Source organism: Caldimonas tepidiphila (assembly GCF_003569765.1).
Lineage (GTDB): Bacteria > Pseudomonadota > Gammaproteobacteria > Burkholderiales > Burkholderiaceae_C > Caldimonas > Caldimonas tepidiphila.
In genome coordinates, this window is the sequence record NZ_QXMG01000001.1 from 123,364 (window position 1) to 148,061 (window position 24,698).

23 protein-coding genes are annotated in these 24,698 nt (G+C 72.2%); 6 read left to right on the top strand and 17 right to left on the bottom strand.

What is annotated here, in order from left to right; translation table 11 throughout:
* Positions 1-8 precede the first annotated feature (8 nt).
* The 8 genes from D3A59_RS04750 to D3A59_RS04785 are packed head-to-tail and all read right to left on the bottom strand — an operon-like array spanning position 9 to position 8,589.
* A complete protein-coding gene (locus D3A59_RS04750; protein ID WP_119153749.1) occupies positions 9-1,967 on the bottom strand; it encodes a polysaccharide biosynthesis protein in 1,959 nt (652 codons plus the stop codon).
* A 22-nt stretch (positions 1,968-1,989) separates the two neighbouring features.
* Positions 1,990-2,586: a sugar transferase gene (locus D3A59_RS04755; RefSeq protein ID WP_119153750.1), complete on the bottom strand. Its 597-nt coding sequence runs from the start codon at positions 2,584-2,586 to the stop codon at positions 1,990-1,992.
* Between the two features lie 10 nt (positions 2,587-2,596).
* Positions 2,597-3,778, bottom strand: coding sequence for a DegT/DnrJ/EryC1/StrS family aminotransferase (locus tag D3A59_RS04760; RefSeq protein ID WP_119153751.1), 1,182 nt, complete (start codon positions 3,776-3,778; stop codon positions 2,597-2,599).
* Positions 3,779-3,783: 5 nt separating this feature from the next.
* Entirely contained in the window at positions 3,784-4,515 is a 732-nt protein-coding gene (locus D3A59_RS04765) for a class I SAM-dependent methyltransferase (protein ID WP_119153752.1), read from the bottom strand.
* A complete protein-coding gene (locus D3A59_RS04770; RefSeq protein ID WP_119153753.1) occupies positions 4,512-5,531 on the bottom strand; it encodes a glycosyltransferase family 2 protein in 1,020 nt (339 codons plus the stop codon). Before D3A59_RS04770 ends, D3A59_RS04765 begins: the two co-directional genes overlap by 4 nt.
* Entirely contained in the window at positions 5,528-6,649 is a 1,122-nt protein-coding gene (locus D3A59_RS04775; protein WP_119153754.1) for a glycosyltransferase, read from the bottom strand. Before D3A59_RS04775 ends, D3A59_RS04770 begins: the two co-directional genes overlap by 4 nt.
* The gene (locus D3A59_RS04780; RefSeq protein ID WP_119153755.1) at positions 6,646-7,230 is read right to left on the bottom strand and encodes an acyltransferase; all 585 of its coding nucleotides are present in this window, start codon (positions 7,228-7,230) and stop codon (positions 6,646-6,648) included. Before D3A59_RS04780 ends, D3A59_RS04775 begins: the two co-directional genes overlap by 4 nt.
* A 45-nt stretch (positions 7,231-7,275) precedes the next feature.
* The gene (locus D3A59_RS04785; protein WP_119153756.1) at positions 7,276-8,589 is read right to left on the bottom strand and encodes an MATE family efflux transporter; all 1,314 of its coding nucleotides are present in this window, start codon (positions 8,587-8,589) and stop codon (positions 7,276-7,278) included.
* Positions 8,590-8,731: 142 nt separating this feature from the next.
* Between D3A59_RS04785 and lysS the strand changes: the two genes are divergently transcribed.
* The 3 genes from lysS (at position 8,732) to D3A59_RS04800 (ending at position 12,444) form a co-directional block, all read left to right on the top strand.
* Positions 8,732-10,270, top strand: coding sequence for a lysine--tRNA ligase (lysS, locus tag D3A59_RS04790; protein ID WP_119153757.1), 1,539 nt, complete (start codon positions 8,732-8,734; stop codon positions 10,268-10,270).
* Between the two features lie 19 nt (positions 10,271-10,289).
* Positions 10,290-10,889, top strand: a complete 600-nt coding sequence (locus D3A59_RS04795; protein ID WP_119153758.1) for a pyridoxamine 5'-phosphate oxidase — start codon at positions 10,290-10,292, stop codon at positions 10,887-10,889.
* Between the two features lie 385 nt (positions 10,890-11,274).
* Complete coding sequence (locus D3A59_RS04800) at positions 11,275-12,444, top strand: nucleotide sugar dehydrogenase (protein WP_119153759.1); 1,170 nt, start codon at positions 11,275-11,277, stop codon at positions 12,442-12,444.
* Positions 12,445-12,494: 50 nt separating this feature from the next.
* Here the strand turns inward: D3A59_RS04800 and D3A59_RS04805 are convergent, their stop codons facing one another.
* The 5 genes from D3A59_RS04805 to D3A59_RS04825 form a co-directional block, all read right to left on the bottom strand.
* Positions 12,495-13,283, bottom strand: a complete 789-nt coding sequence (locus D3A59_RS04805) for an enoyl-CoA hydratase (RefSeq protein WP_119153760.1) — start codon at positions 13,281-13,283, stop codon at positions 12,495-12,497.
* An 85-nt stretch (positions 13,284-13,368) separates the two neighbouring features.
* Positions 13,369-15,099: a M61 family metallopeptidase gene (locus D3A59_RS04810; RefSeq protein ID WP_119153761.1), complete on the bottom strand. Its 1,731-nt coding sequence runs from the start codon at positions 15,097-15,099 to the stop codon at positions 13,369-13,371.
* 5 nt (positions 15,100-15,104) lie between these two features.
* On the bottom strand, positions 15,105-15,584 hold the full coding sequence (locus tag D3A59_RS04815) for a DUF3429 domain-containing protein (RefSeq protein WP_119153762.1): 480 nt from the start codon (positions 15,582-15,584) through the stop codon (positions 15,105-15,107).
* A 110-nt stretch (positions 15,585-15,694) separates the two neighbouring features.
* Positions 15,695-16,414: a DsbC family protein gene (locus tag D3A59_RS04820; RefSeq protein WP_119153763.1), complete on the bottom strand. Its 720-nt coding sequence runs from the start codon at positions 16,412-16,414 to the stop codon at positions 15,695-15,697.
* A gap of 12 nt (positions 16,415-16,426) precedes the next feature.
* Complete coding sequence (locus D3A59_RS04825) at positions 16,427-17,536, bottom strand: FAD-dependent monooxygenase (protein ID WP_119153764.1); 1,110 nt, start codon at positions 17,534-17,536, stop codon at positions 16,427-16,429.
* Positions 17,537-17,627: 91 nt separating this feature from the next.
* On the opposite strand from D3A59_RS04825, the gene D3A59_RS04830 reads away from it, so the two are divergent.
* Both D3A59_RS04830 and ychF read left to right on the top strand, forming a co-directional pair.
* Complete coding sequence (locus tag D3A59_RS04830) at positions 17,628-18,497, top strand: MOSC domain-containing protein (protein WP_119153765.1); 870 nt, start codon at positions 17,628-17,630, stop codon at positions 18,495-18,497.
* 65 nt (positions 18,498-18,562) lie between these two features.
* Positions 18,563-19,657: a redox-regulated ATPase YchF gene (gene ychF, locus D3A59_RS04835; protein ID WP_119153766.1), complete on the top strand. Its 1,095-nt coding sequence runs from the start codon at positions 18,563-18,565 to the stop codon at positions 19,655-19,657.
* A 140-nt stretch (positions 19,658-19,797) separates the two neighbouring features.
* On the opposite strand, the gene D3A59_RS04840 is transcribed toward ychF, so the two are convergent.
* On the bottom strand, positions 19,798-20,250 hold the full coding sequence (locus D3A59_RS04840; protein ID WP_119153767.1) for a hypothetical protein: 453 nt from the start codon (positions 20,248-20,250) through the stop codon (positions 19,798-19,800).
* Positions 20,251-20,570: 320 nt separating this feature from the next.
* Between D3A59_RS04840 and D3A59_RS04845 the strand changes: the two genes are divergently transcribed.
* Entirely contained in the window at positions 20,571-21,437 is an 867-nt protein-coding gene (locus D3A59_RS04845) for a PhzF family phenazine biosynthesis protein (RefSeq protein ID WP_119153935.1), read from the top strand.
* A gap of 85 nt (positions 21,438-21,522) precedes the next feature.
* Here D3A59_RS04845 and D3A59_RS04850 read toward each other — a convergent pair whose 3' ends face one another.
* The 3 genes from D3A59_RS04850 to D3A59_RS04860 all read right to left on the bottom strand — a co-directional run bounded on the left by D3A59_RS04850 (position 21,523) and on the right by D3A59_RS04860 (position 24,513).
* Positions 21,523-22,848 (bottom strand): TRAP transporter large permease, encoded by a 1,326-nt coding sequence (locus tag D3A59_RS04850; protein WP_119153768.1) that lies wholly within the window; start codon positions 22,846-22,848, stop codon positions 21,523-21,525.
* Positions 22,845-23,342 carry a TRAP transporter small permease gene (locus D3A59_RS04855; protein ID WP_119153769.1) on the bottom strand — a complete coding sequence of 166 codons (498 nt, stop codon included), beginning with the start codon at positions 23,340-23,342 and terminating at the stop codon, positions 22,845-22,847. The genes D3A59_RS04850 and D3A59_RS04855 overlap by 4 nt, the downstream gene beginning before the upstream one ends.
* Before the next feature lie 133 nt (positions 23,343-23,475).
* Positions 23,476-24,513, bottom strand: a complete 1,038-nt coding sequence (locus D3A59_RS04860; protein ID WP_240635941.1) for a TRAP transporter substrate-binding protein — start codon at positions 24,511-24,513, stop codon at positions 23,476-23,478.
* Positions 24,514-24,698 lie beyond the last annotated feature (185 nt).

Genomic DNA, 24,698 nt, shown 5'->3' on the forward strand with positions numbered 1-24,698 from the left:
CCGGCCCCTCAGGCCCCCGGGGCGCGGAACTCCGGCACCACCTCGCGCAGCCGCGCCTTCACCGCCTCGTCGTCCAGCTCGGACAGCGGCCGCTCGCATGCCGCCAGCCAGGCGGCCAGCCGGCCGTGCGCGGCACGGTCGTCGAGCCGCGCGATGCGCAGGCGGCGGAACGCGGTCGGCAGCGTCGCGTCCGCGCCGGCGAGCAGCTCCTCGTAGAGCTTCTCGCCGGGGCGCAGCCCGGTGTAGACGACCGGGATCTCGTCGAGGCTGTGGCCCGACAGCCGGATCATGTCGCGCGCGAGGTCGGCGATGCGCACCGGCTCGCCCATGTCGAGCACGAACACCTGCCCGCCCTCGCCGATCGCCGCGGCCTGCAGCACCAGGCGCGCCGCCTCCGGGATGGTCATGAAGTAGCGGGTAATCTCCGGATGCGTGACCGTCACCGGCCCGCCGCGCGCGATCTGCGCCTTGAACTTCGGGATCACACTGCCGCTGGAGCCGAGCACGTTGCCGAAGCGCACCGCGATGAAGCGCGTGGCGCCGCCCTGCCCGGGCGACGCGGCGGCGGCGCAGCGCGCGGCGAGGTGCGACAGCGCGAGCTCGGCCGCGCGCTTGGTGGCGCCCATCACGTTGGTCGGGTTGACCGCCTTGTCGGTGCTGATCAGCACGAAGCGCTCGACGCCGGCCTCGGCCGCGGCGCTCGCGGCGTTCCAGGTGCCGAGCGTGTTGTTGCGCAGCGCCGCCCAGGCATTGTCCTGCTCCATCAGCGGCACGTGCTTGTAGGCCGCGGCGTGGAAGACGACCTGCGGCCGCTGGCGCGCGAAGGTCAGGCGCAGGTGCTCGCGGTCCTTCACGTCGCCGATCAGGCGCACCAGCGGGATGTGCGGGAAGCGCTCGGACAGCTCCTGCTCGATGCGGTAGAGCGCGAACTCGCCCAGTTCATACAGGACGATCCTCAGCGGCCCGTAGCGCGCCACCTGGCGGCACAGCTCGGAGCCGATGCTGCCGCCGGCGCCGGTGATCAGCACCACCTTGCCCGACAGGCATTCGGAGATGCCGCCCTCGTCGAGCTGCACCGGCTCGCGCCCGAGCAGGTCCTCGGGCTCGATGTCGCGCACGCGCGGGCTCACCGAGCCCTGCTGCAGCTCGGCCGCGCCCGGCACCGTCAGCACCGGCAGGCCGGTGGCGCCCGCGAGCTCGAACAGGCGGCGGCGCCGCGGCAGCGGCGCCGACGGGATCGCGACGATCAGGTGCGTGATGCCCTGCACCTCGACGTGGCGCGCGAGCGTGTCGATCGCCCCGAGCACCGGCACGCCGCCGATGCGCGCGCCCAGCTTGGCCGGGTCGTCGTCGAGCAGGCCGACCACCTGCCAGCCCTCGTGCTGGATGCCGGCGAGCAGCCGCCGCGCCGCGTCGCCGGCGCCGAGCACCAGCGCGCGCCGCGCCTCGGCGGCACTGCCGCTGAGCCGGCTGCGCATCTGCTCGTAGAGCATGCGGTAGGCCATGCGCACCAGCACCAGCCCCATCAGCGTGATGACCGGGTGCAGCGCCAGCACCGCGCGCGGCACCTTCACGAGCTGCGCCATCAGCACCGCGACCGCGCCGAGCAGGCCGGCGACCGCGCAGCCGATCGCCAGGCGCTTGACCTCGCCGAAGCCCGAGAAGCGCCACATGCCGCGCGGCACGCCGAGCAGCGCGAACACCGCCAGGTAGAGCGCGACCAGCCCGAGCAGCACCCAGGGGTCGTACCAGGCTCTCGCATTGAGCCAGCGATCGAAGCCGAGGCGGAACAGGTAGGTGACGTTCCAGCACGCGGCGATGACGAGCGCATCGATCGCGAGCGACAGCGGCTGGCGCTGCGGGCGGATGCGGGTCAGGAAGGCATCGAGCCGCTGCCACAGCTGCCGGGAGGGGGCCTCCGCATCGGCGGCCGCCGGTGCGGGAGGAGTTTTTCGCTTGTCGCTCATCTCGGGGGAAGGGATTCGGGCATCACTTCAGCAGCAGCACCCACAGCGTGCGGCCGAGCACCTGCAGGTCGGTGCACACGCCGCTGCGCTCGACGTAGGCCTGCGCGAGGCGCAGCTTGGCCGGCAGCACCTGCTCGACGTAGGCGCGCTCGGGATCGGCGGCCAGCGCGAGCAGCTCGCTCTCGCGGCGGAACTCGATCGAGGCGAGGTCGGTGATGCCGGGGCGCACCGACAGCACCTGCTCGCGCACCGCCGGCGGGTAGAGCGCGACGTAGCGCGGCACCTCGGGGCGCGGGCCGACCAGGCTCATCGTGCCGGCGAGCACGTCGATGAGCTGCGGCAGCTCGTCGAGCTTGCTGCGGCGCAGGAAGGCGCCGACGCGGGTGATGCGCGCATCGGCGCCGACCGTGATCTGCCGCCCGGCCTCGGCCGGGTCGTGGCGCATCGTGCGGAACTTGTGGATGCGGAAAGGCACGCCGTGGCGGCCGACGCGCACCTGGCGGAAGAACACCGGGCCGGGCGAGTCGAGCCGGATCGCGAGCGCGATCAGCGCGAAGGCCGGCGCCAGCAGCAGCAGCGCGGGCGCCGCGATCAGCAGGTCGAGGAGGCGCTTGGCCATGGCCGCCGCATCACTCCCCGCCGGCGAGCGCGGCGCGCAGCACGGCGGCGACGCGGTCCACGTCGGCCTCCGACATGCGCGTGTACAGCGGCAGGCTCAGCATGCGCTCGAAGGCGTGCTGGCTGTGCGGGAACTGCTCCGGGCTCAGTCGATAGCGCTCGCGCCAGTAGGGATGCAGGTGCAGCGGGATGTAGTGCACGCTGCAGCCGATGCCGGCCTCGAAGAGGCGCTCGATCAGCCGGTCGCGCCCGATCGGCGCGGCGTCGGCGAGCCGCACCACGTAGAGGTGCCAGGCGTGCAGCTCGCCCGCGGCGGGTTGCGGCGGCAGGACCAGCGGCAGGCCGGCCAGCGCCGCGTCGTAGCGGGCAGCGAGTTCCGCGCGGCACGCCTGGAAGGCGTGGGCGCGCTTCAGTTGCTGCAGGCCGAGCGCGGCGGCGATGTCGGTCAGGTTGTACTTGAAGCCCGGCGCGACGATCTCGTAGTACCAGCTCGGCACCTTCGCGGTGAAGCGGTCGAAGGCGTCGCGGTTCATGCCGTGCAGGCGCATCACGCGCGCGCGCTTGGCGAGCTCGGCGTCGCGCGTCACCAGCATGCCGCCCTCGCCGGTGGTGATGGTCTTGTTCGCATAGAAGCTGAACACGGTGGCGTCGCTCGCGAGCGTGCCGACCAGCTTGCCGCCCGCGGTGGTGGGCAGCGCATGCGCCGCGTCCTCGACCACCTTCAGGCCGTGGCGGCGCGCGATGTCGAGGATCGCCGGCATGTCGGCGGCGAGGCCCGCGTAGTGCACCGGCAGGATGCACTTCGTGCGCGGCGTGATCGCGGCCTCCACCGCGCGCGGGTCGATGCACAGCGTGGCCGGGTCGATGTCGACCAGCACCACGTCGGCGCCGAGGTAGCGCACCACCTCGGCGGTGGCGGTGAAGGTGTGCGTGGTGGTGATGACCTCGTCGCCCGGGCCGATGCCGAGCGCCTCCAGCGCCAGGTGCAGCCCGGCGGTGGCGGAGTTGACGGCGATCGCCTCGAGCGGCGCCTCGTCTGGCGCCGCCTGCAGGAACTCGGCGAAGGCCTGCTCGAAGCGCTTCGCCTTCGGGCCGGTGGTGACCCAGCCGGAGCGCAGCGTGTCCACCACCTCGGCGATCTCTTCGTCGCCGATCTCGGGCAGGGCAAAGGGGAGGAAGTCGGGCTTGTTCATGGTGTTCAGCGAGTGCCGGCCGGCTTCTCGATCCAGGCCAGCACATGGGTGCGCAGCAGCGGCAGCGCGTTGAGCAACGGGTAGAGCGCGGGATGCAGCGCGCAGGCGCGGCGCGCCAGCGGCGGCGCGAGCGTCAGCCGGCGCGCAGTGAGCCGGCCCTGCGGGAACAACGCGCGGATGCGCGCCAGCGGCACGCCGCGCACGTCCGGGTTGCGCGGATTGTCGTAGACGAAGTCGTACCACAGCACCGCGCCGCCCGGCCGCAGCCAGCGCCACATCGCGTCGGCGAGTCGCGTCTGGAATGCGTCGTCGAGCAGCGACGAGAACACGGTGGACTGGTAGACGAGGTCGAGGCTCGCGGGCGCGACGGGCGCGACGCAGGCGTCGCCCTCGACCACGGCGAGCGACGCGGGCAGCACGCGCCGCGCCTGCGCCGCGCGCTCGGGCAGCAGCTCGATGCCGGCGAGCCGCTCGGGCGCGAAGCCCATGCGCAGCAACTCGAGCAGGTTGCCGCCGGTGCCGCAGCCGACCTCGAGCAGGTCCAGCCGCTGCGGCTCGCGCAGCCCACGCGCGCGCAGCAGCGCCGCGATCGCGCGCTGGCGCTCCTGCGCCGGCAGCAGCGCGGCGGGGTTGAGCAGCTGGTAGCGCCAGTCCTGCGCGGCGCGGCGCGCGTAGCGCTCCTGCACCGCCTGCGGCTCGGTGGCCGGCGCCCCCTCGTCGCGCGCGTCGCGGCTCATCGCGTGAGCCTCGCGAAGCGGCCACGCCCGGCGCGCGTGCCGCGCAGCACGTCGGCCCAGCCGAGCAGCGAGCCGATGCCGTAGCCGAAGTGGTAGGCGGCGATCACCGCGGGCAGCCGCGGCAGCAGCTTCCACTCGCTGCCGGCCGCGACCGCGAGCGAGGCGGCGAGCACGGCCGCCGCGTAGACGCCGGCGAGTCCCAGCGCCGGCCAGGCCGGTGCGCCGAGCAGCGCCGCCAGCAGCAGCAGCGCCAGCACGAGCACGAAGGCGCCCGGCACCAGGTGGCGCAGCGCCGCCGGCTGGCCGTGCTTGCGCATCACGAAGGGCTTCCAGTAGCCGTACTGCAGGTACTGACGGAACACCTGCGCGACGCGGCCGCGCGGCCGGTAGCTCGAGCGGATCGCCGCGCTCTGCCAGACGCGCCCGCCGCCGCGCGTGATGCGCAGGTTGTGCTCGTCGTCCTGGTTGCGCACCAGCGTCTCGTCGAAGCCGCCGAAGCGCTCGAGGCTCGCGCGCGGCCAGCAGCCGAGGTAGACCGTGTCGACCGGGCCCTCGTAGGCCAGGTCGCGCGAGCGCGCGCCGCCGGCGAGCCAGCGCGACTGGAAGGCGGCGGCGACGGCGCGCTGCGTCGGCGTGTCGCCCACCGCGTGCCACGGGCCGCCGACGTTGTCGGCACCGCTGCGCTCCAGCGCCGCGAGGCACTGCGCGACGTAGTCGGCGGCGTAGGTGGTGTGCACGTCCATGCGCACGATCACCTCGCCGCGCGCGGCGGCCAGCGCCCGGTTCAGGCCGCTGGAGACGATGCGGCCGGGGTTGTCGATAATGCGCAGGCGCGCGTCGCGTGCGGCGAGCTCCTGCAGCGCCTCGCGCGTGCCGTCGTCGCTGAGGCCGTCGGCGACCAGCACCTCCAGCGCCCAGCCCGGCGGCAGCGCCTGCGCGGCGGCCGAGGCGCAGAAGGCGCCGATGTGCGCCCGCTCGTTGCGGCAGGGCACGATCACGGAGACGAGGCGCGTCATCGCACGGCCTCCGGTGCGGCGGCGACCGTCCCGGCGGGCAGCCGCAGCAGCTCGCGGTAGAGCGCGTCCATGCGGTCCATCTGCACGCGGCGCGCCGCGCCGGGCTCGACGCGCGCGCGGTTGTGCAGGCCCATGCGGCGCGCGCGCGCCGGGTCGGCCGAGAGCGCGACGAGCGCCTGCGCGAGCCCTTCCGCGTCGCGCGGCGGCAGCAGGAAGCCGCCCTGCCCCTCGTCCACCCACTGCCGGTTGGCGGGCAGGTCCGACACCAGCACCGGCAGCCCGGCGGCCATCGACTCGAGCAGCGAGACCGAGGTGGCGTCGCTGTGCGGGATCGAGACGCTGACCGATGCGGCGTTGACGAGCTGCGCCATGCGGTCCTCGTCGACCTTGCCGTGCAGGCGCACGACGTCGGCCAGGCCGAGCGCCGCGACCTGCGCGCGCAGCGCCGCCTCGAGCGGGCCGCCGCCGAGCAGGTGCAGCTCCAGCGGCAGCCCCGGCGCGCGCTTGCGCAGCCGCGCGACGGCGGCGACGATCACGTCGATGTTGTAGTTGTCGTCCCAGGCGCGCAGGCTGACGATGCGGAACACGCCGTCCGGCGGCGCCTCGCCCGCGCGGGGCCGGAACTTCTCGGTGTCCGCGCCCCAGTAGATCTGCTCGAGCCGCGCGCGGGGACGGTAGCCCGCGATCTCGTCGAGCATGTCGCGGCTGTCGGCGGTGACGAGCGCGGCGCGGCGCAGTGTCCAGCCGGTCAGCAGCCGCACCAGCCGGCTGCGGCGCGGCGACACGAGGATGTCCGAGCCCCAGCCGGTCAGCACCAGCGGCTTTTTCAGCCCGCAGGCGGCGGCCCAGAAGCCGTAGGAGGTGATGTAGTGGCCGTGCACCAGGTCCGGGCGGAACGCGCGCGCCAGCGCCCTCACGCGCGGCACCGCGGCGAACCAGCCGAGCCGGCCGTCGGGCGTGCCGAGCGCGAGCACCTCGGCGCCCTCGATCGGCGCGTGCAGGCGCGACACGACCGTGCAGCGCCAGCCGCGCGCGAGCATCGCGCGCACCCAGCGCTGCGTGTGCACGCTCTGCGCGTCGGCGAAGAACAGCAGCTGCCTTGCTTTCGTGTCGCTCATGCGTCGGCCTCCGGGGCCTGCCAGCCGGTGCCGCAGTAGTCGGCGCGGCGCTCGGGGTGCGCGTCGAGCACGGCGCGGTCGATCGCGCGCACGTCGCCGATCACGCGCGCCGGCTGGCCGCCGATCACGCTGTAGTCGGGGAAGTCGCCGTCGACATAGCTGTGCGCGCGCACCAGCACGCCGCGGCCGAGCCGGCTGCCGGGCGCGATCAGCGAGTGCGGGCCGATGAAGCAGTAGGGGCCGATGCGCGTCGCCTGCTGCCGGTAGCCGGCCGGCTGCGGGTCGCCCCAGTAGCGGCGGCCCATCAGCCGCACCGCCTGGTGGCTCGAATGCGACAGCACCGAGACGTAGTTGGTGATCTGCGTGCCCTCGCCGATCTCGAGGCCGCCCGAGGCGTCGATGAAGTTGAAGTGGCCGATGAAGACATGGTCGTCGATGTCGAGGCGCTCGGCGCTCTGCAGCTCGCTGGCGGTGCTCACGCGCGTGTGCCGAAGCCAGCGGCCGTCGTGGCGCAGGAAGCCGTACACCATGCGCGGGCGCAGCGCGCGCCGCAGCAGCGAGAGCAGCAGGTACTTGAGCATCGGGACGGTGGGGACGGCAGGAGGGAGTGCGGCGCGGCTCGCAGTCTACCGGGGCTGCGGCCGGGCGCCGCGGCGGCGCAGCCGCGCGAGCGGCGCCGCGAGGTCCCGCCCGAGCTGCGCGAGGTCGGGGCGCAGCACCGCGCGCCACGTCAGCCCGGCATGGCGGCGGAACAGCGCCAGCCCCCAGCCGATCGCCAGCAGGTAGGACGCGCTCGTCGCCAGCGCCGCGCCCGCCGCGCCGAGCCGCGGCACCAGCAGCGCGCAGACCGCGACGTTGATCGCGAGCGAGGTCGCCGCCACCGCCGCCGACAGCTGCGGCCGGCCCAGGAAGTTGGTGTACCAGGCCGACAGCGTCGACGCGCTCGCGTAGGCCCACACCCCGGGCAGCAGCAGCAGCATCAGGAAGGGCGCCGGCGCGTAGGCCGGGCCGAGCAGCGCCGGCAGCAGCCACCAGGCCGCGGCGAGCAGCAGCGGCGACGCGAGCAGCAGCAGCGCGAGGTTCAGGTGCATCACGCGCAGCGTCAGCGCCGCGGCCTGCGCGGGCTCCGGCGCGCCGATGCGCGCATAGGCCGCGGCGCTGAGCGACGAGGACAGGAACCACAGCAGCTCGGCCGCCGTCACCGCGACCGAGTAGACGCCGGCGGGCGCCAGGCCCGCGACGCGCTCGACGATGAAGAGATCGACCCGGTAGTTCAGCCAGCTCAGCACGTTGGTCAGCCCGACCACGCTGCAGAAGCCGGCGTGGGTGCGCCAGGCACCCCAGTCCGGGCGCGCCAGGCCCTGCCCGCGCAGCGCGGCGAGCGCCATCGCGGCGCCGACCAGCGCCCGCGCGCCGAGCCACAGCGCCAGCACCTGCGGCAGGCCGGGCGGGCGGCCGGCGAGCTGCAGCGCGCCGATCGCCAGCAGCGCCAGCAGCGGCGGCAGCACGCCGATCACGCTGATCGGCCCCATGCGGCCGAGCCCGAGGTACAGCCCCGACACGGTCGGCGACAGCAGCAGCAGCGGCGCCGCGGCGGCCAGCAGCGGCACGAAGGCGTAGGCCGGCGCGTCCAAGCGGCTGCCGGCCCAGGCGAACAGCCCGGCCGCGACGGAGCCGGCGGCCAGCGCCAGCACGAGCGCCCCGCCGAGCCAGGCCGGCGCCTGCTCGCGATGGTGCGAGATCTGCCGCGCCACGACCAGGCCGAAGCCCGAGAAGAGCGCGACGAACACCGCCTCGGTCGCCATCAGCAGCGAGAACTGGCCCTGCGCCTCCGGGCCCCGGCGCGCGACGACGACGACCAGCCCCATGCCGAGCGCGACCGCGAGCAGCCGGGCGGCGAGGTGGACCAGCGCACCGCGCGAGATGGAAGGGGTGGACATCGGAGGGGGAGCGAAGGTGCGCGAAGCGCGGCACGGGACGCGGAACCCCGGACGCCGGGTCGGGGCTGCGCGGGGCCGGGGCGGCCGATGATAGCGCCCGCCCGGTAAAATCGCGGGTTTTTCCTCGCCAGAGCCCGCCACCATGACCGACCGCGCGACGCCTGCTGCCGCCCACGCCGAGCCGCAAGCCCAAGACACCAACCAGCTCATCGCCGAGCGCCGCGAGAAACTGGCCGCGCTGCGCGAGTCGTCGCGCGCGCAGGGCGGCGTGCCCTTCCCGAACGACTTCAAGCCGCGCCACCACGCCGCCGAGCTGCAGCGGCTCTACGGCGAGCGCACGAACGACGAGCTCGAGGCCCTGGGCGCCCGCGTCAGCGTCGCCGGGCGCATGATGCTCAAGCGCGTGATGGGCAAGGCCAGCTTCTGCTCGCTGCAGGACGCCACCGGCCGCATCCAGCTCTTCATCACGGTCGACGAGGTGGGCGCCGAGCTGCACGCCGCCTTCAAGCACTGGGACCTCGGCGACATCCTCGGCTGCGAGGGCGTGCTGTTCAAGACGCGCACCGGCGAGCTGTCGATCCGCGTCACGACGCTGCGCCTGCTGACCAAGAGCCTGCGCCCGCTGCCGGACAAGTTCCACGGCATGAGCGACCAGGAGCAGAAGTACCGCCAGCGCTACGTGGACCTGATCACCGACGAGCACGCCCGCGCGCGCTTCACCGCGCGCAGCAAGGCGGTGTCGTCGATCCGCAGCTTCATGGTGGACAACGGCTTCCTCGAGGTCGAGACGCCGATGCTGCACCCGATCCCGGGCGGCGCGAACGCCAAGCCCTTCGTGACGCACCACAACGCGCTCGACCAGGAGATGTTCCTGCGCATCGCGCCGGAGCTGTACCTGAAGCGGCTGATCGTCGGCGGTTTCGAGCGCGTGTTCGAGATCAACCGCAACTTCCGCAACGAAGGGATCTCGGTGCGTCACAACCCCGAGTTCACCATGATGGAGTTCTACGCGGCGTACTGGAATTATCAGGACCTGATGGACTTCACCGAGCAGATCATCCGCCACGCCGCGCGCGCCGCGACCGGCACGGCCCTGCTCAGCTACGGCGGCAAGCCGGTCGATCTCGAGAAGCCCTTCGAGCGCCTGTCGATCCGCGACGCGCTGCTCAAGCACGCCGACGTCACCGAGGCGCAGATCGGCGACGCCGCCTACCTGCACGAGGCGCTGAAGAAGCTCGGCAAGGAGCCGCCGGCGCACTGGGGCCTGTCGCAGCTGCAGTTCGCGCTGTTCGAGGAGACGGTGGAGGAGAAGCTCTGGGAGCCGACCTTCATCATGGACCATCCCGTGGAGGTCTCGCCGCTGGCGCGCGCGTCCGACGGCGACCCGACCAAGACCGAGCGCTTCGAGCTCTACATCACGGGCCGGGAGTTCGGCAACGGCTTCTCCGAGCTCAACGACGCCGAGGACCAGGCGGCGCGTTTCCAGTCGCAGGTCGCCAACAAGGACGCCGGCGACGAGGAGGCGATGTACTTCGACGCCGACTTCATCCGCGCGCTCGAGTACGGCATGCCCCCGACCGGCGGCTGCGGCATCGGCATCGACCGGCTGATGATGCTGCTGACCGACAGCCCGAGCATCCGCGACGTGATCCTCTTCCCGGCGCTGCGCCGCGAAGCGTAGAACCGCAGAGGAACCTGCCATGCCGCCCCGCCCCGCCGCCACCGACCGCGCCCCGCGCCTGCAGACCCTGCCGGAGATCGAGCGGGCCTTGTGGCGGGAGCTGGAGCGCGCGGTGCACGACCGCGAGCATGCCTGGCGCACGCCGGTGCTCGCCACCGGCGGCTGCGACGAGGTCGACGCGCGCATCGTCGTGCTGCGCGAGGCCTACCCCGAGCACCGCGAGCTGCTGATCTACACCGACGCGCGCTCGCCGAAGATGGCGCAGATCCAGGCCCGGCCGCAGGGCGTGATGGTGATGTGGCACCCGGGCCTCGGCTGGCAGCTGCGCTGCCGCGTGCGCATCGAGCCCGAGGTCTCGGGGCTGGCGGTGTCCTCGCGCTGGGCGCAGCTGCAGCTCACGCCTGCGGCGCAGGACTACCTGTCGCCGCTGCCGCCGGGCGCCGCGCTCGACGAGGCGCCGTCGCAGCCGCCCGCCGCCCCGTCGCGCGAGCTGCCGCCACGGCACCACTTCGCGATCCTGAGCGCCCAGGTCGAGGCGATCGACTGGCTCGAGCTGCACCCCGAGGGCCCGCGCCGCGCGGCCTTCGACGCGCAGGGCGCGCGCTGGCTGCAGCCCTGACGCCCGCGGCCGCCGGCCCCGCTCGGGCAGCCCGCAACGCCGCCTGAGCCCGGCGGACCTTTCCCCGGCCGCCCGGCCCCGCCCTCCCGCGCCCCGCGGCCCCGACCGCTGCGCCCTTCCCGCCCGCCCCCCCGCGGCGCTGCGGCCGCTTCACGCGCCCCGGGACATGCGCCGCCAGCGAGCCCGGGCGGCCGCGACCGGCATTCCCGCTCGATCGCGCTCCCCCGCGGCATCTCCGCGCGCGTGCATCGATATCCCACCCGCCCCGGTAGTCACCCTGATTGCGCCGCACGCGTAACGGAGCAGGCCAGTGGGCTTCCGCCGCTGGACCGCCCCTCGTCGCCGGCCCTTCTGGTCTACCTCCTCAACGCAACGAATGAGCTCAATGAAGATTGCGGTCGCCGGCACGGGTTACGTGGGACTGTCGAATGCGGTGCTGCTGGCGCAGCACAACCAGGTCGTCGCGCTGGACATCGATCCGGCCAAGGTGGATCTCCTGAACGACCGCTGTTCGCCGATCGTCGACGCGGAGATCGAGGACTACCTCGCGAACAAGCCCCTGGACCTGCGCGCCACGCTCGACAAGCGGGCCGCCTACGAGGGGGCCCGCTTCGTCATCATCGCGACGCCCACCGACTACGACCCGCAGACGAACTACTTCAACACGCGCTCGGTGGAATCGGTGATCCGCGACGTGATGGCCGTCAACCCGGCGGCCGTGATGGTGATCAAGTCCACCGTGCCCGTCGGCTTCACCGAGCGCATCAAGCGCGAACTCGGCTGCGACAACATCGTCTTCTCGCCGGAGTTCCTCCGCGAGGGCAAGGCGCTGCACGACAACCTGTTCCCCTCGCGCATCGTGGTCGGCGAGCGTTCCGAGCGGGCCCGGGAGTTCGCCGAACTGCTGTGCCGCGGCGCCTCGAGGCAGGACATCCCGGTGCTGCTGACCCACAGCACCGAGGCCGAGGCGATCAAGCTGTTCGCCAACACCTATCTCGCGATGCGCGTCGCCTACTTCAACGAGCTCGACACCTACGCCGCGGTGCACGGGCTCGACCCGCGCCAGATCATCGAAGGGGTGGGGCTCGACCCGCGCATCGGGCGCCACTACAACAACCCGTCCTTCGGCTACGGCGGCTACTGCCTGCCCAAGGACACGAAGCAGCTGCTGGCCAACTACCGGGACGTGCCGCAGAACCTGGTGCGCGCGATCGTGGAGGCCAACTCGACCCGCAAGGACTTCGTTGCGGAAGAGATCCTGCGGCGCGGACCGCGCGTCGTCGGCGTCTACCGGCTCATCATGAAGGCCGGCTCCGACAACTTCCGCGCCTCGTCCATCCAGGGCGTGATGAAGCGCATCAAGGCCAAGGGCATCGAGATCGTCGTCTACGAGCCGGTGCTGCGCGAGCGGGAGTTCTTCCACTCGGAGGTGATGCAGGACCTCGCGGCCTTCAAGCAGCGCGCGGACGTGATCGTCGCGAACCGGATGACCGAGGAGCTGCAGGACGTGGCCGACAAGGTCTACACCCGCGACCTGTTCGGCAACGACGCCTGACGCTGCGGGCGGCTCCCTTGCAAGGGCGGGGGGGCCCGCCCCTGCCGCGCTCAGCGGTGCCTGAACTCCGCCTTGCGCTTGTTCAGGAAGGCATCGGTGCCCTCCTTCTGGTCCTCGGTGCCGAACATGAAATGGAACATGCGGCGCTCGAACAGCATGCCTTCGGACAGCGGCGACTCGTAGGCGCGGTTGACGCATTCCTTGGCCGCCAGGATCGCGACCAGCGACTGGCCGCAGATCGCGTCGGCCGCGGCGAAGGCCTCGTCGAGCAGCTTCTCCGCCGGCACCACGCGCGACACGAGGCCCGCGCGCTCGGCCTCGGCGGCGTCCATCGTGCGTGCGGTCAGCACCATGTCCATCGCCTTCGATTTGCCGACGGCGCGCGGCAGGCGCTGCGTGCCGCCGGCGCCGGGGATCAGGCCGAGCTTGATCTCGGGCTGGCCGAACTTCGCGGTGTCGGCGGCGATGACGAAGTCGCACATCATCGCCACCTCGCAGCCGCCACCGAGCGCGACGCCCGCCACCGCGCCGATCACCGGCTTGCGCACCGACTTCATCGTCTCCCAGTTGCGGGTGATGAACTCGCCGCGGAAGGCGTCGACGTGGCTGAGTTTCGCCATCTCGGAGATGTCGGCGCCGGCGGCGAAGGCTTTCTCGTTGCCGGTCAGCACGATGCAGCCGATCGAATCGTCGGCGTCGAAGGCCTTCAGCGCCGCGCCCAGCTCGTCCATCAGCTGGCCGTTGAGCGCGTTGTACTGCTTGGGCCGGTTCAGCCGGATCACGCCGACCTTCAGCGCCGCCTCGCCGCGCACTTCCGTGAGGATGGTTTCGTAGTTCATCTCCGTCTCCTTCTCGATGGGAATGCGCTGCACTATAAGGCGCGCGGGCGGCCCGCGCCCGCCGGCCGGGAGGCCGGCTTCCCTTTCAGGGACGCAGCCAGGCGGCGCGCAGCGCCAGCGCATCGCCCGCCGCTTGCGCCGCCGGCTTCAGCGCCACCGCGCCCTCCGCGTCCGCCAGCGGCGCGCCGTCGAGCCGCAGTACGCGCTGGTCGCGCGACACGAGCCACTGCAGCGGCATGCCCGCCGGCACGTAGAACGGGATCTCGTCGAGCTTGCGCAGCCGCCAGTCGTTGACCGCGAGCAGCTCGTCGCCGGCGGCGAGCCCCGCCTGCTCGGCGGCGCTGCCGCGCAGCACCGACTTGAGCTTCACGCCGAGCGCCTCGGTGGCGCGCACGCCGAGGCGCTGCGCGACGGTGGCGGGCTCGGCCTGCCACTCCACCGCCAGCGCCGCGAGCAGCTCCCGGATCGGCAGCTCGGCGGTGCCGTGCACCCAGGCGGCGAACTCGGCCGCGTAGGAGCGCCCGCCGACATGCTCGAAGGCCGCGGCGATGTCGGCCTCGGAGACCGGGCCGCCCTGCGAGCGCTTCCACAGCACGTGCATCACCGCGTCGAGCGTGCCGCGGCCCTCGCGGCGCAGCGTCAGGTCGAAGGCCAGCGCGACGAGCGAGCCCTTGGCGTAGTAGCTCACCGTGCTGTTGGCGGTGTTCTCGTCCTGGCGGTAGTAGCGGATCCAGGCGTCGAAGCTCGCCTGCGCGACGCTCTGCACCAGCCGCCCCGGCATCGCCAGCGTGTTGTTGACGCCCTTGGCGAGCTGCTTCAGGTAGCGCGCCTCGTCGATCAGGCCGGCGCGCACGAGGAACAGGTCGTCGTAGTAGGACGTGAAGCCCTCGAAGAACCACAGCAGCCCGGTGTAGTTCTCCTGGGCGTAGTCGTAGCGCGCGAACTCGGCCGGGCGCAGGCGCTTGACGTTCCAGGTGTGGAAGTACTCGTGGCTGATCAGCCCGAGCAGCGTCAGGTAGCCCTCGCCGAGCGAGGCCTCGCCCTGGCGCGGCAGCTCGCGCCGCGCGCAGATCAGCGCGGTGCTGGCGCGATGCTCGAGGCCGCCGTAGCCGTCGTCGACCGCGTTGAGCAGGAAGACGTAGCGGCCGAAGTGCGGCGCGCGCTCGCCGTGCCAGAAGCGGATCTGCGCCTCGCAAATCTTCTGCGTGTCGCGCAGCAGCCGCTCGCCGTCGAAGTTCGGCGGCGCGCCGGCGACGACGAACTCGTGCGGCACGCCGCAGGCGGTGAACGCGCCGCGCCAGAAGCGGCCGAGCTCGACCGGGTGGTCGACCAGCTCGTCGTAGTCGGCGGCGCGGTAGCGGCCGGCACCGTCGGCGTCGACGTCCGTCGCCGGCAGCGCGGTGGCCACCTGCCAGCCCGGCGGCAGGCCGCCGATCTCGAGCTCGTGCGGCTCGTGCTCGCGGCCCTCGGCGCGCAGGAACACGCCCGTGCCGTTGAAGAAGCCGCGCCCGGCGTCGAGGAAGGCGGCGCGCACCGAGGTGTCGAAGGCGTAGACCTCCCAGGCGAGCTCCAGCGGCTCGGCGCCGGCGCACTCGGCCACCCAGCTCGCCTTGTCGAGCTGGCGCAGCGGCACCTCGCGGCCGCCCTGCGTCGCCGTGAGGCGCTGCAGGTGGCGCGCGAACTCGCGCACCAGGTAGCTGCCGGGGATCCACACCGGCAGCGACAGGCGCTGCTGCGCGGCGGGCTGGGACAGGGACAGCCGCACGCGGAACAGGTGCGCGTGCGTGTCGAGCGGTTCGATGCGGTAGAGGATCATCGGTTTCAGACTCCGGCGGCGCCGAGGAAGCAGCACAGGCTGGCGATGGCGGTGAGGCGGAAGCGCAGCGTCAGCCAGCGCCCCATGCCCTGCTCCGGGTAGAGCTTGCGGTCCACCAGGTAGCAGGCGACGAGGGCCGCGCCGAGCACGACCAGTCCCGCGTAGGGCGGCATCACGATGCCGACCCAGCCCAGCAGCGAGGGCACGACGCCCCATGCGAAGGGCAGCGGCGAGGGCACCGGCTGCCGGAAGGCCAGGCCCCAGTGGATGCCGCCGAGGAAGGAGACGATCAGCCCGGCATAGGCTGACAGCCCGAGCGCGGCGTAGTACTGGGACTCCGGGTCCTGGCTGGTGAGCCACACCAGCGCCGCGCCCAGCACGAAGGGGATCAGCCCGGCATGGCCGAGCTTGAGCGCGACGGGGTTCAGGGGGGGCGGGGAGTCCGGGGGACTCAGGACGGGGTCGCGGGGGGCTTCGCTGCGCATCGGGCGATTGTCGCCGCAGGGGCGCGTGCGCGTGCTGCGATCGGGCGGCGGCCCTCCCCGCCGGACCGGCATGCGCGGCCCCGCCGCAGCAGGGCGGCGGGCCGGCAGCCTCACTTGCGCGGCGAGGCCGCCGCGGCGAGCTGCTGCTCGATCTGCTCGGTGTTGAGCGCGCCGGGCACGCGCGTGCCGTCCTGGAACACGATCGCCGGCGTGCCGGTGACACGGTGCTTGCGGCCGAGCGCGGTGTTGCGCTCCAGCGGCGTCTCGCACTTGGCCGCGGCCTCGGGCGGCAGCTTGCCCTCGAGCATCCAGTCCTGCCAGGCCTTCGTGCGGTCCTTGGCGCACCAGATGTCGCGCGACTTGGTGGTCGAGTCCGGCGACAGGATCGGGTAGAGGAAGGTGTAGACCGTGACGTCCTTGACCGCCTGCAGGTCGCGCTCGAAGCGCTTGCAGTAGCCGCAGTTCGGGTCGGCGAAGACCGCGATCTTGCGCGTGCCCTTGCCGTTCTTCCAGACGATCGCGTCCTTCAGCGGCAGCGACGCGAAGTCGATCGCGGTGAGCTTGTTGATGCGCTCCTCGGTCAGGTTGCGCTGCGTGCGCGTGTCGAGCACCTGGCCCTGGATCAGGTGGTTGCCCTCGGCGTCGCTGTAGAGCACGTCGGTGCCGAAGCGCACCTCGTAGAGCCCCTCGATCGGCGTCTTGCGCACCTCGTCGATCTTCGGCAGGTTCGGCATGCGCTCGGCCAGGTTCTTGCGCAGCACGGCCTCCTGGGCGAGGGCGGGAAGCACGGCGCAGGCCAGCAGCGCGGCGGCCAGGGTCTTGGTCAGCATCGAAGATCCTTGTCAGGTGTCGAGCGCCTGCCGGGTCAGCCAGCGCTTGATGGGGGTGAGCCGATTGACCAGACCCAGCCCGCGGTTGCGAAGTTCCCGCAGCGGCGCGTCGGGTGCCGCGAACAGGTGCAGCAGGCCGTCGGTGACGCTGCCCATCGCCCAGGTGGGCAACGCTCGCTCGCGCTCGTAGCGGCGCAGCAGCCGCTCGTCGCCGAGGCGGCGCCAGCCCTCGCGCGTGGCCAGCACGCGCGACAGGCACTCCACGTCGGCGAGGCCCAGGTTCAGGCCCTGCCCGGCGAGCGGATGCACGACATGCGCGGCGTCGCCGAGCAGCACCCAGCCCGGCCCGCACCAGCGGTCGGCACGCGCGATCGCGAGCGGCCAGGTGCCGCGCGGCGCGCTCAGCCGCAGCCGGCCGGCCGCGCCGCCGGTGGCCTCGGTCAGCGCATCGGCGAAGGCCGCGTCGTCGAGCGCCATCAGCGCGTCGACGCGCGACTCCGGCACCGACCAGACGAGGCCGTAGGAATGTCCCGGCTGCGGCCGGTCGAAGGGCAGCAGCGCCAGCACGTCGGGCGAGCGGAACCACTGCCGCGCCACGCCCTGGTGCGGCGCGTCGGCCACCAGCCTGGCACCGATCGCGGTGTGGCCATAGGGGCGGCGGTCCCACTGCACGCCGAGCGCCTCGCGCGTCCTCGAGGCCTTGCCCTCGCACAGCGCCAGCAGCTCGGCCGAAACCTCGCCCTCGACCAGCGTGACGTGCGGCTGGAAGCGCACCGCGTGGTCGAGCACCTCCTCGAGCACGCCGGCGTCGACGATCCAGGTCAGCTCGCGCACGCCCTGCTCCCAGGCCGAGAACTCGAGCGGGCCGCCGCCGGGCACGTCGCCCTCGATGCGCATGTCGTAGACCGGCGTCGCGGCATGCGCGGGCAGCGCGTCCCAGACCTTGACGGACTGCAGCAGCGCCACCGCGCGGGCGCTCAGGGCATAGGTGCGGAGGTCCTGCGTCGCCGCGGCCGACGCCGGCGCCGACAGCGCGACCGAGAAACCGCTGCGCGCCAGCGACAGCGCGAGCGTCTTGCCGACGATGCCGCTGCCTCGGATGGCCACCTGGAAATGTTTCATCGCGGGTGATTGTAGGAGCGGCGGCACAATCCGCGCGGCCGGCGTGCTCGCGCGCCCGGCCCCGACCGATCCCACTGAAGGAGACGTTCCGATGATGGACACCGAGCTGGCCCTGCGCGTCGCCGCGCTGCACCTCTATCCCGTCAAGTCCTGCGCCGGGCTGTCGCCCGACGAGGTGCGGGTGGCCGAGACCGGCTGGGAGTTCGACCGGCAGTGGATGCTGGTCGATGCCGAAGGCCGCTTCGTCACGCAGCGCGAGCTGCCGCGCATGGCGCTGGTGCGCCCGGCGCTGCTCGGCGGCGAGCTGTGGCTGCAGGCGCCGGGCATGCCGGCCCTCTACGTCTCGCTGCGGGCGCCGGGCACGCCCACGCAGGCGAGCGTCTGGGACGACCGCGTGCGCGCGGCGGACCTGGGCGAGCCGGCGGCGCGCTGGTTCAGCGAGCTGCTCGGGCGGCCGCTGCGGCTCGTGCGCTTCGAGCCGGGGCAGCGCCGGCTGAGCCCCGCGAAGTGGACCGGCGCGCTCGAGGCGCCCAACGCCTTCAGCGACGGCTTCCCGGTGCTGGTGATCTCGAGGGCCTCGCTCGACGGGCTGAATGAAAGACTGCGCGAGCGAGGCCAAGCCCCCGTGGAGATGGCGCGCTTCCGCCCCAACCTCGTGATCGACGGGCTCGACGGCGCGCTCGACGCGCACGCCGAGGACCACCTCGACGAGATCGCCTTCGACACGGCCGAGGGCCCGGTGCGGCTGAAGCTCGTGAAGCCCTGCCCGCGCTGCCCGATCCCGAACATCGACCCGCAGAGCGCCGAGCCCGGCCACGAGCCGCTCGACACGCTCGCCGGCTACCGCGCGGACGCGCGCGTCAAGGGCGCGATCACCTTCGGCATGAACGCGGTGATCGTCGAGGGGCTCGGGCGCACGCTGCGCGTCGGCGACACCGGGCGCGCCGACTACCACTTCTGAGCGGCGGGGCTCGCCGCCCCACCTACAATTCCGGGCTTCCCCAAAGCATTCACCGAAAGCCCGCCATGAGCCTCAAATGCGGCATCGTGGGCCTGCCCAACGTCGGCAAGTCCACCCTCTTCAACGCGCTGACCAAGGCCGGCATCGCGGCCGAGAACTACCCCTTCTGCACCATCGAGCCCAACGTCGGCATCGTGGAGTTGCCCGACCCGCGCCTGCAGGCGCTGGCCGAGATCGTCAAGCCCGAGCGGATCGTGCCGGCGATCGTCGAGTTCGTCGACATCGCGGGGCTGGTGGCCGGCGCCTCCAAGGGCGAGGGCTTGGGCAACCAGTTCCTCTCGCACATCCGCGAGACCGACGCGATCGTCAACGTGGTGCGCTGCTTCGAGGACGACAACGTGATCCACGTCGCGGGCAAGGTCGATCCGATCTCCGACATCGAGGTGATCCAGACCGAGCTGTGCCTGGCCGACCTCGGCACGGTCGAGAAGAGCCTGCACCGCTACGTGAAGGCCGCGCGCTCGGGCAACGACAAGGAGGCCGCCGCGCTGGTGAAGGTGCTGGAGAAGTGCCAGGCCGCGCTGGACCAGGGCCGCCCGGTGCGCACGATCGACTTCAGCAAGGAGGAGCTGGCGATCCTCAAGCCGCTGTGCCTGATCACCGCCAAGCCCGCGATGTTCGTGGGCAACGTCGCCGAGGACGGCTTCGAGAACAACCCCTACCTCGAGCGGCTGCGCGAGTACGCCGCGGGGCAGAACGCGCCGGTGGTGGCGATCTGCGCCAAGACCGAGGCGGAGCTGGCCGAGATGAGCGACGAGGACCGCACGATGTTCCTCGCCGAGATGGGCCAGGACGAGCCGGGCTTGAACCGCCTGATCCGCGCCGGCTTCAAGCTGCTGGGCCTGCAGACCTACTTCACCGCGGGCGTGAAGGAAGTGCGCGCCTGGACGGTGCCGATCGGCGCGACCGCTCCGCAGGCCGCGGGCGTGATCCACACCGACTTCGAGCGCGGCTTCATCCGCGCGCAGACCATCGGCTTCGACGACTACATCGCCTACAAGGGCGAGCAGGGCGCGAAGGACGCGGGCAAGATGCGCGCCGAAGGCAAGGACTACGTCGTCAAGGACGGCGACGTGATGAACTTCCTGTTCAACGTCTGAGCAGCAAGGTCTGACCCGGCCCCCGGGCTCCATCACGCGGCCCCGTCCCGTTCCGGAGCCCCGGCCCCCCGCCCTTCCTCTGCGAACACCCGGTCTCCCGGCCGCTCCGCCTTCAGCCGGCCGCGAGACCGCGGCAGGCCTCAGTCGCGCAGTTCGCAGCCCTCGATGCAGCACACCTCGGCGCCGTCCTGGAACAGCACTTTCAGGGTTTCGCCGGAGCGGGCCGAGACCAGCACCCCTTCGTCGCAAGGGGTGAACTCGAGCTGCGCCATGTCCTCCTGCCTCCAGGCCCGGCCGGCGGCGCAGTTCCACCAGTCGCGCAGGATCGCCTCCTGCGCGAGCTCGACCTGCAGCTTCCATCGCTGCCGCTCGTCGGGACGCCGACTGCCTGCGGGCGCCGGCTTGTCGGCCTCGGCCCGGAAGCGCTCGATCTCCTGGCTCAAGGCGAACAGATAGCCGGCCGGCGGCTGGAGCCCCTGCCCGGCGAGCTCCCGGACCCGGTCGAGACAGTGCTCGAGCGTTGCCCGGGACGCGCCGCGCAGCTCGTAGAGCGGCGGCAGGACGGGAGGGGAACTGGACGTGTTGCGGCTCATGATCGGACTCGGTTGCCGTCGGTCGGGAAACGGCGCGGTGGCCGGAGACGGCCGCCCCCGCGGGCGAACCGCCGAGCGGCGTGCATCGTTCGTGCATCTCTTGTGCCGTCGGCGGGACGCCTCGCGACGGCGGTTGCGCGCTTGCGCGACGCACCGGAAGGCGAGTGTGAAGCACATCGCCATCCCGCCCCGGCCTTGGGGTCAAGCGCCGCCCGGCAGGCGGCCGCGCCCCGGCCTCCCTGGCCGATTGCGGCAGGCGACCCGGGGAACGGAGAATGCGCCTTCCGCCCTCGCGCACCCCGCCACCTCTGCCCATGCCCCTGAAACAACGCCCCTTCAAGCAAGTCGACGTGTTCACCTCCGTGCCCTACCGCGGCAACCCGCTGGCCGTGGTGCTGGACGGCAGCGGCCTCTCCACCGAGGAGATGCAGCACTTCACGAACTGGACCAACCTGTCGGAGGCGACCTTCCTGCTGCCGCCGACGCAGCCGGGCGCCGACTACCGGGTGCGCATCTTCTGCCCGGGGCGCGAGTTGCCCTTCGCCGGCCACCCCACGCTCGGCAGCTGCCACGCCTGGCTCGAGGCCGGCGGCCGGCCGCAGGGCGAGCACGTGGTGCAGGAGTGCGGCGCCGGGCTGGTGCGCATCCGTCGCGACGGCGAGCGCCTCGCGTTCGCGGCGCCGCCGCTGCGCCGCAGCGGCCCGCTGCCGGAGGAGGACGTGGCGCTGATCGCCCGCGGCCTCGGCGTGCCGCGGGAGGACATCGTGCGCCACGCCTGGTGCGACAACGGTCCCGGCTGGCGCGGCGTGATGCTGAAGTCGGCCGCGCAGGTGCTGTCGCTGCGGCCCGATGCGGCCGTCCTCGCGGGCCTGGACATCGGCGTCGTCGGGCCGCGCGGCAAGATCGGCGCGATCGGCCCGCGCGAGGCGGACGACGGCTGCGCCTTCGAGGTGCGGGCCTTCTTCCCCGGCAACAACGGCATGGCCGAGGACCCGGTCACCGGCAGCCTGAACGCGGCGCTCGCGCAGTGGCTGATCGGGGAAGGCCTCGCGCCCGAGCGCTACGTCGCGAGCCAGGGCACGGCGCTTGGGCGGGCCGGGAGGGTGAACGTGGAGCGCGACGCGCACGGGAACGTGTGGATCGGCGGCGAGTCGGTCACCTGCGTGGACGGGACGGTGCGGCTCTGAGCCGCGCGGCAGGGCCGCGACGAAAAAGGCCGCCGGGCGCGACGCCCGGCGGCCTTCTCCTTTCAGGGGCGGGGCCCGGCCCGCTTCAGGGGAACAGCCACCACACCAGCCCGAGGCTGATCCCGGGGAAGGCCAGCACGAGCGCGGTGCGCACGAAGTCCCAGGCCAGGAAGGGCAGCACGCCCTTGTAGGTCTCGACCATCGGCACGTCCTTGCAGGTGCTGTTGACGACGTAGACGTTCAGGCCCACGGGCGGCGCGATCAGGCCGACGCCCATCACCATCAGCGTCAGGATGCCGAACCAGATCGCCTTGGACTCGGGCGCCATGCCCCACAGGTCCAGGCCCATGATCGCGGGGAACAGCACCGGCACCGTGAGCATGATCATCGACAGCTCGTCCATCACGCAGCCGAGCACGACGTAGAGCAGCAGGATCGTGCCGATGATCGCCAGCGGCGGGATCTCGAGGTTCGAGACCCAGTCGGCCAGCGCGGTCGGCATCTGCGTGAGCGCGAGCGACGAGTTGATCATGTCGGCGCCGAGGAAGATCATGAACACCATCGCCGAGGTCTCGGCGGTGCCGAGGAAGGAGTTCATGATCGCCTTGCCACCCATCTCGCGGCGCGCCAAGGCCGCGATGAAGGTGCCGAGGGCGCCGACCGCCGCGCCTTCCGTCGGCGTGAACAGGCCCTGGTAGATGCCGCCGAAGACCAGCACGAAGATCGTCGCGATCGGCCACACCCGGGCGAGCGCCTTCCAGCGCTGGTTCCAGGGCATCGGCTCCATCGGCTCGGCGAGCTCGGGTCGGGCGCGCACGTACAGCGCGATCACGGCGAGGTAGCCGAGGGCCGCGAGCAGGCCCGGGATCATCGCCGCGGCGAAGAGCTTGGCGATGTTCTGCTCGGTCAGGATCGCGTAGACCACGAGCGGCACCGAGGGCGGGATCAGGATGCCGAGCGTGCCGCCGGTGGCGAGCACGCCGGTGGACAGCCGGCCGTGGTAGCCGTGGGACTTCATCTCGGGATAGGCCACCTGCGCGATCGTCGCGGAGGTCGCCACCGACGAGCCGCACACCGCGCCGAACGCGGCGGCGGCGAGGATCGCCGCCATGGCCAGGCCGCCGCGGATGTGGCCGATGAAGGCCGCCGCGGCACGGAACAGGTCGCGCGAGAGTCCGCCCTGCGTGGCGAACTGGCCCATCAGCAGGAACAGCGGGATCACTGACAGGTCGTAGACCGTCAGGCGCGCGACCGCCGAGCCCTTGAGCATGTTGAACAGCGCGGCGTCGCTCGTCATCGCCCAGTAGCCGATGGCGCCGGGGATGAACATCGCCGCGGCGATCGGGATGCGCACGACCATCAAGGCCAGCATCCCGCCGAACATCAGCAGGCCGATCGTGGTGCCGCTCATGCCTTCACCTCGCTGCCTTGTTCTTCATGGTTCTCGAGCCGCAGCAGGCCCTGCGCGAGCGCGATCAGCAGCGTCAGCGCGAGTCCCGGCGCCAGCACCGCGTAGGTGATCCACATCGGCAGCCCGAGGATCATCGTCGTCTCCGCCGCCTCATGCACCGAGACCGCGCCCACCGCGGTGCGCCAAGCGAGCAGCGCCATCATCGAGGCGAGCAGCAGCGAGCCGAGCGAGTCGAGCCGGCGCTGCGTGCCCTCGGAGGCCCGGGCGGTGAAGAAGTCGACGATGATGTTGCCGCCGCGCAGCTGGCACCAGGGCAGGCACAGCGAGATGCACAGCGCGATGCCGAACTGCGTCAGCTCGATGTCGCCGGGCACCGGCGTCATGAACAGCGCGCGGCCGACGATGCTGGCGACGGTCATCAGCGCCACCGCGCCGCCGATCAGGCAGCCGGCGAGCGCGAACCAGCGCGCCAGGAAGCGGAAGAAGGGGAACATCGGATCTCCCAGGCGTGCACCGACGGCGGCACGCCACGAAAACAACCGCCCCGCGACGCTGGGCCAGGGGGCGGAGAGGATCGTCCGCGACGGGCCCCGCTCGGGGAGCGGAGCCGGCCCGGATCTCAGGTCGTCACTTGCCGGTGCCGTGCTTCACGAGCAGGTCGCGGGCTTCCTGCAGCATCTGCTTGCCGGGCTGACCGAGCTTGTCCATGTTGGCCACGTACTCGTCGTACAGGCCGGCCGAGGCCTTCTTCCAGCGATCGATCTCGGTGTCCGGCAGCGTGTGGAAGGTGTTGCCGCGCCCCTCGGCCGCCTTGCGCCCCGTTTCCTGGCTCTCGTCCCAGGCCCGGCCGGCCATCGCCGACAGGCTCGCGCCGCTGTTGCGGTCGATCACCGCCTTCAGATCCGCGGGCAGGCTGTTGTACTTGGCCGGGTTCATCGCCATCACGAACACCGAGGTGTAGAGCGCCTGGCTGCCCTCGGGCGTCAGCGTGTGGTGCTTGACCATCTCGTGCAGCTTCAGCGCCGGGAACACCTCCCAGGGCAGCAGGAAGCCGTCGATCACGCCCTTGCTCACCGCCTCGGGCACCGCCGGCAGCGGCATCGCCACGGGCGTGGCGCCGAGCGAGGCCAGCAGCTTGTTGGTCATGCGCGTCGGCGCGCGGAATTTCATGCCGCGCAGGTCCTCCATCGTCTTGACCTGCTTGGCGCGCGTGTGCAGGTAGCCCTCGTCGTGCACCGAGAAGAACAGCGGCTTCACGCTCGCGAATTCCTTCTGGCCGTACTTGGTGTAGAAGTCCCAGGCCGCCTTGGCGCCGGCCTCGGCGGAGCTCGTCATGAAGGGCAGCTCGAACACCTCCATGACGGGGAAGCGCCCGGCGGTGTAGCCCGGCAGCGTGATCGTGAGGTCAACCACGCCGTCCTTGACCTGGTCGATCAGCTGCGCCGGCGTGCCGCCGAGCTGCATCGACGGGAACAGCTGGCACTTCATGCGGTTGTTGGACTCCGCGGCGATCTTCGCGCACCAGGGCTCGATGACCTTCTGCGGCACCATCGCGTTCGGCGTCCAGATGTGGTGGAACTTCAGCGTCACTTCCTGGGCGCCTGCCGAGGCGGCGGCGGCCGCGAGAACCGTGGCCGTCAGGGCCAGCTTGAGGGTTTTCTTCACGAAAGTCTCCTGATTCGGGGGAGCCGTGGTCTGCTCTTGCATCGCACGGGAAGGGCTCGCAAAGCCTGGGGAGGATCGATTGACGTCCATTTCCCCTTGAGCCAGATTAAACTAACCGGAAGCCATTCGGCTTTGCTGAACGTGGGCTTGATGTTAGTTAACACATTCAACTATGTCTAATGCTA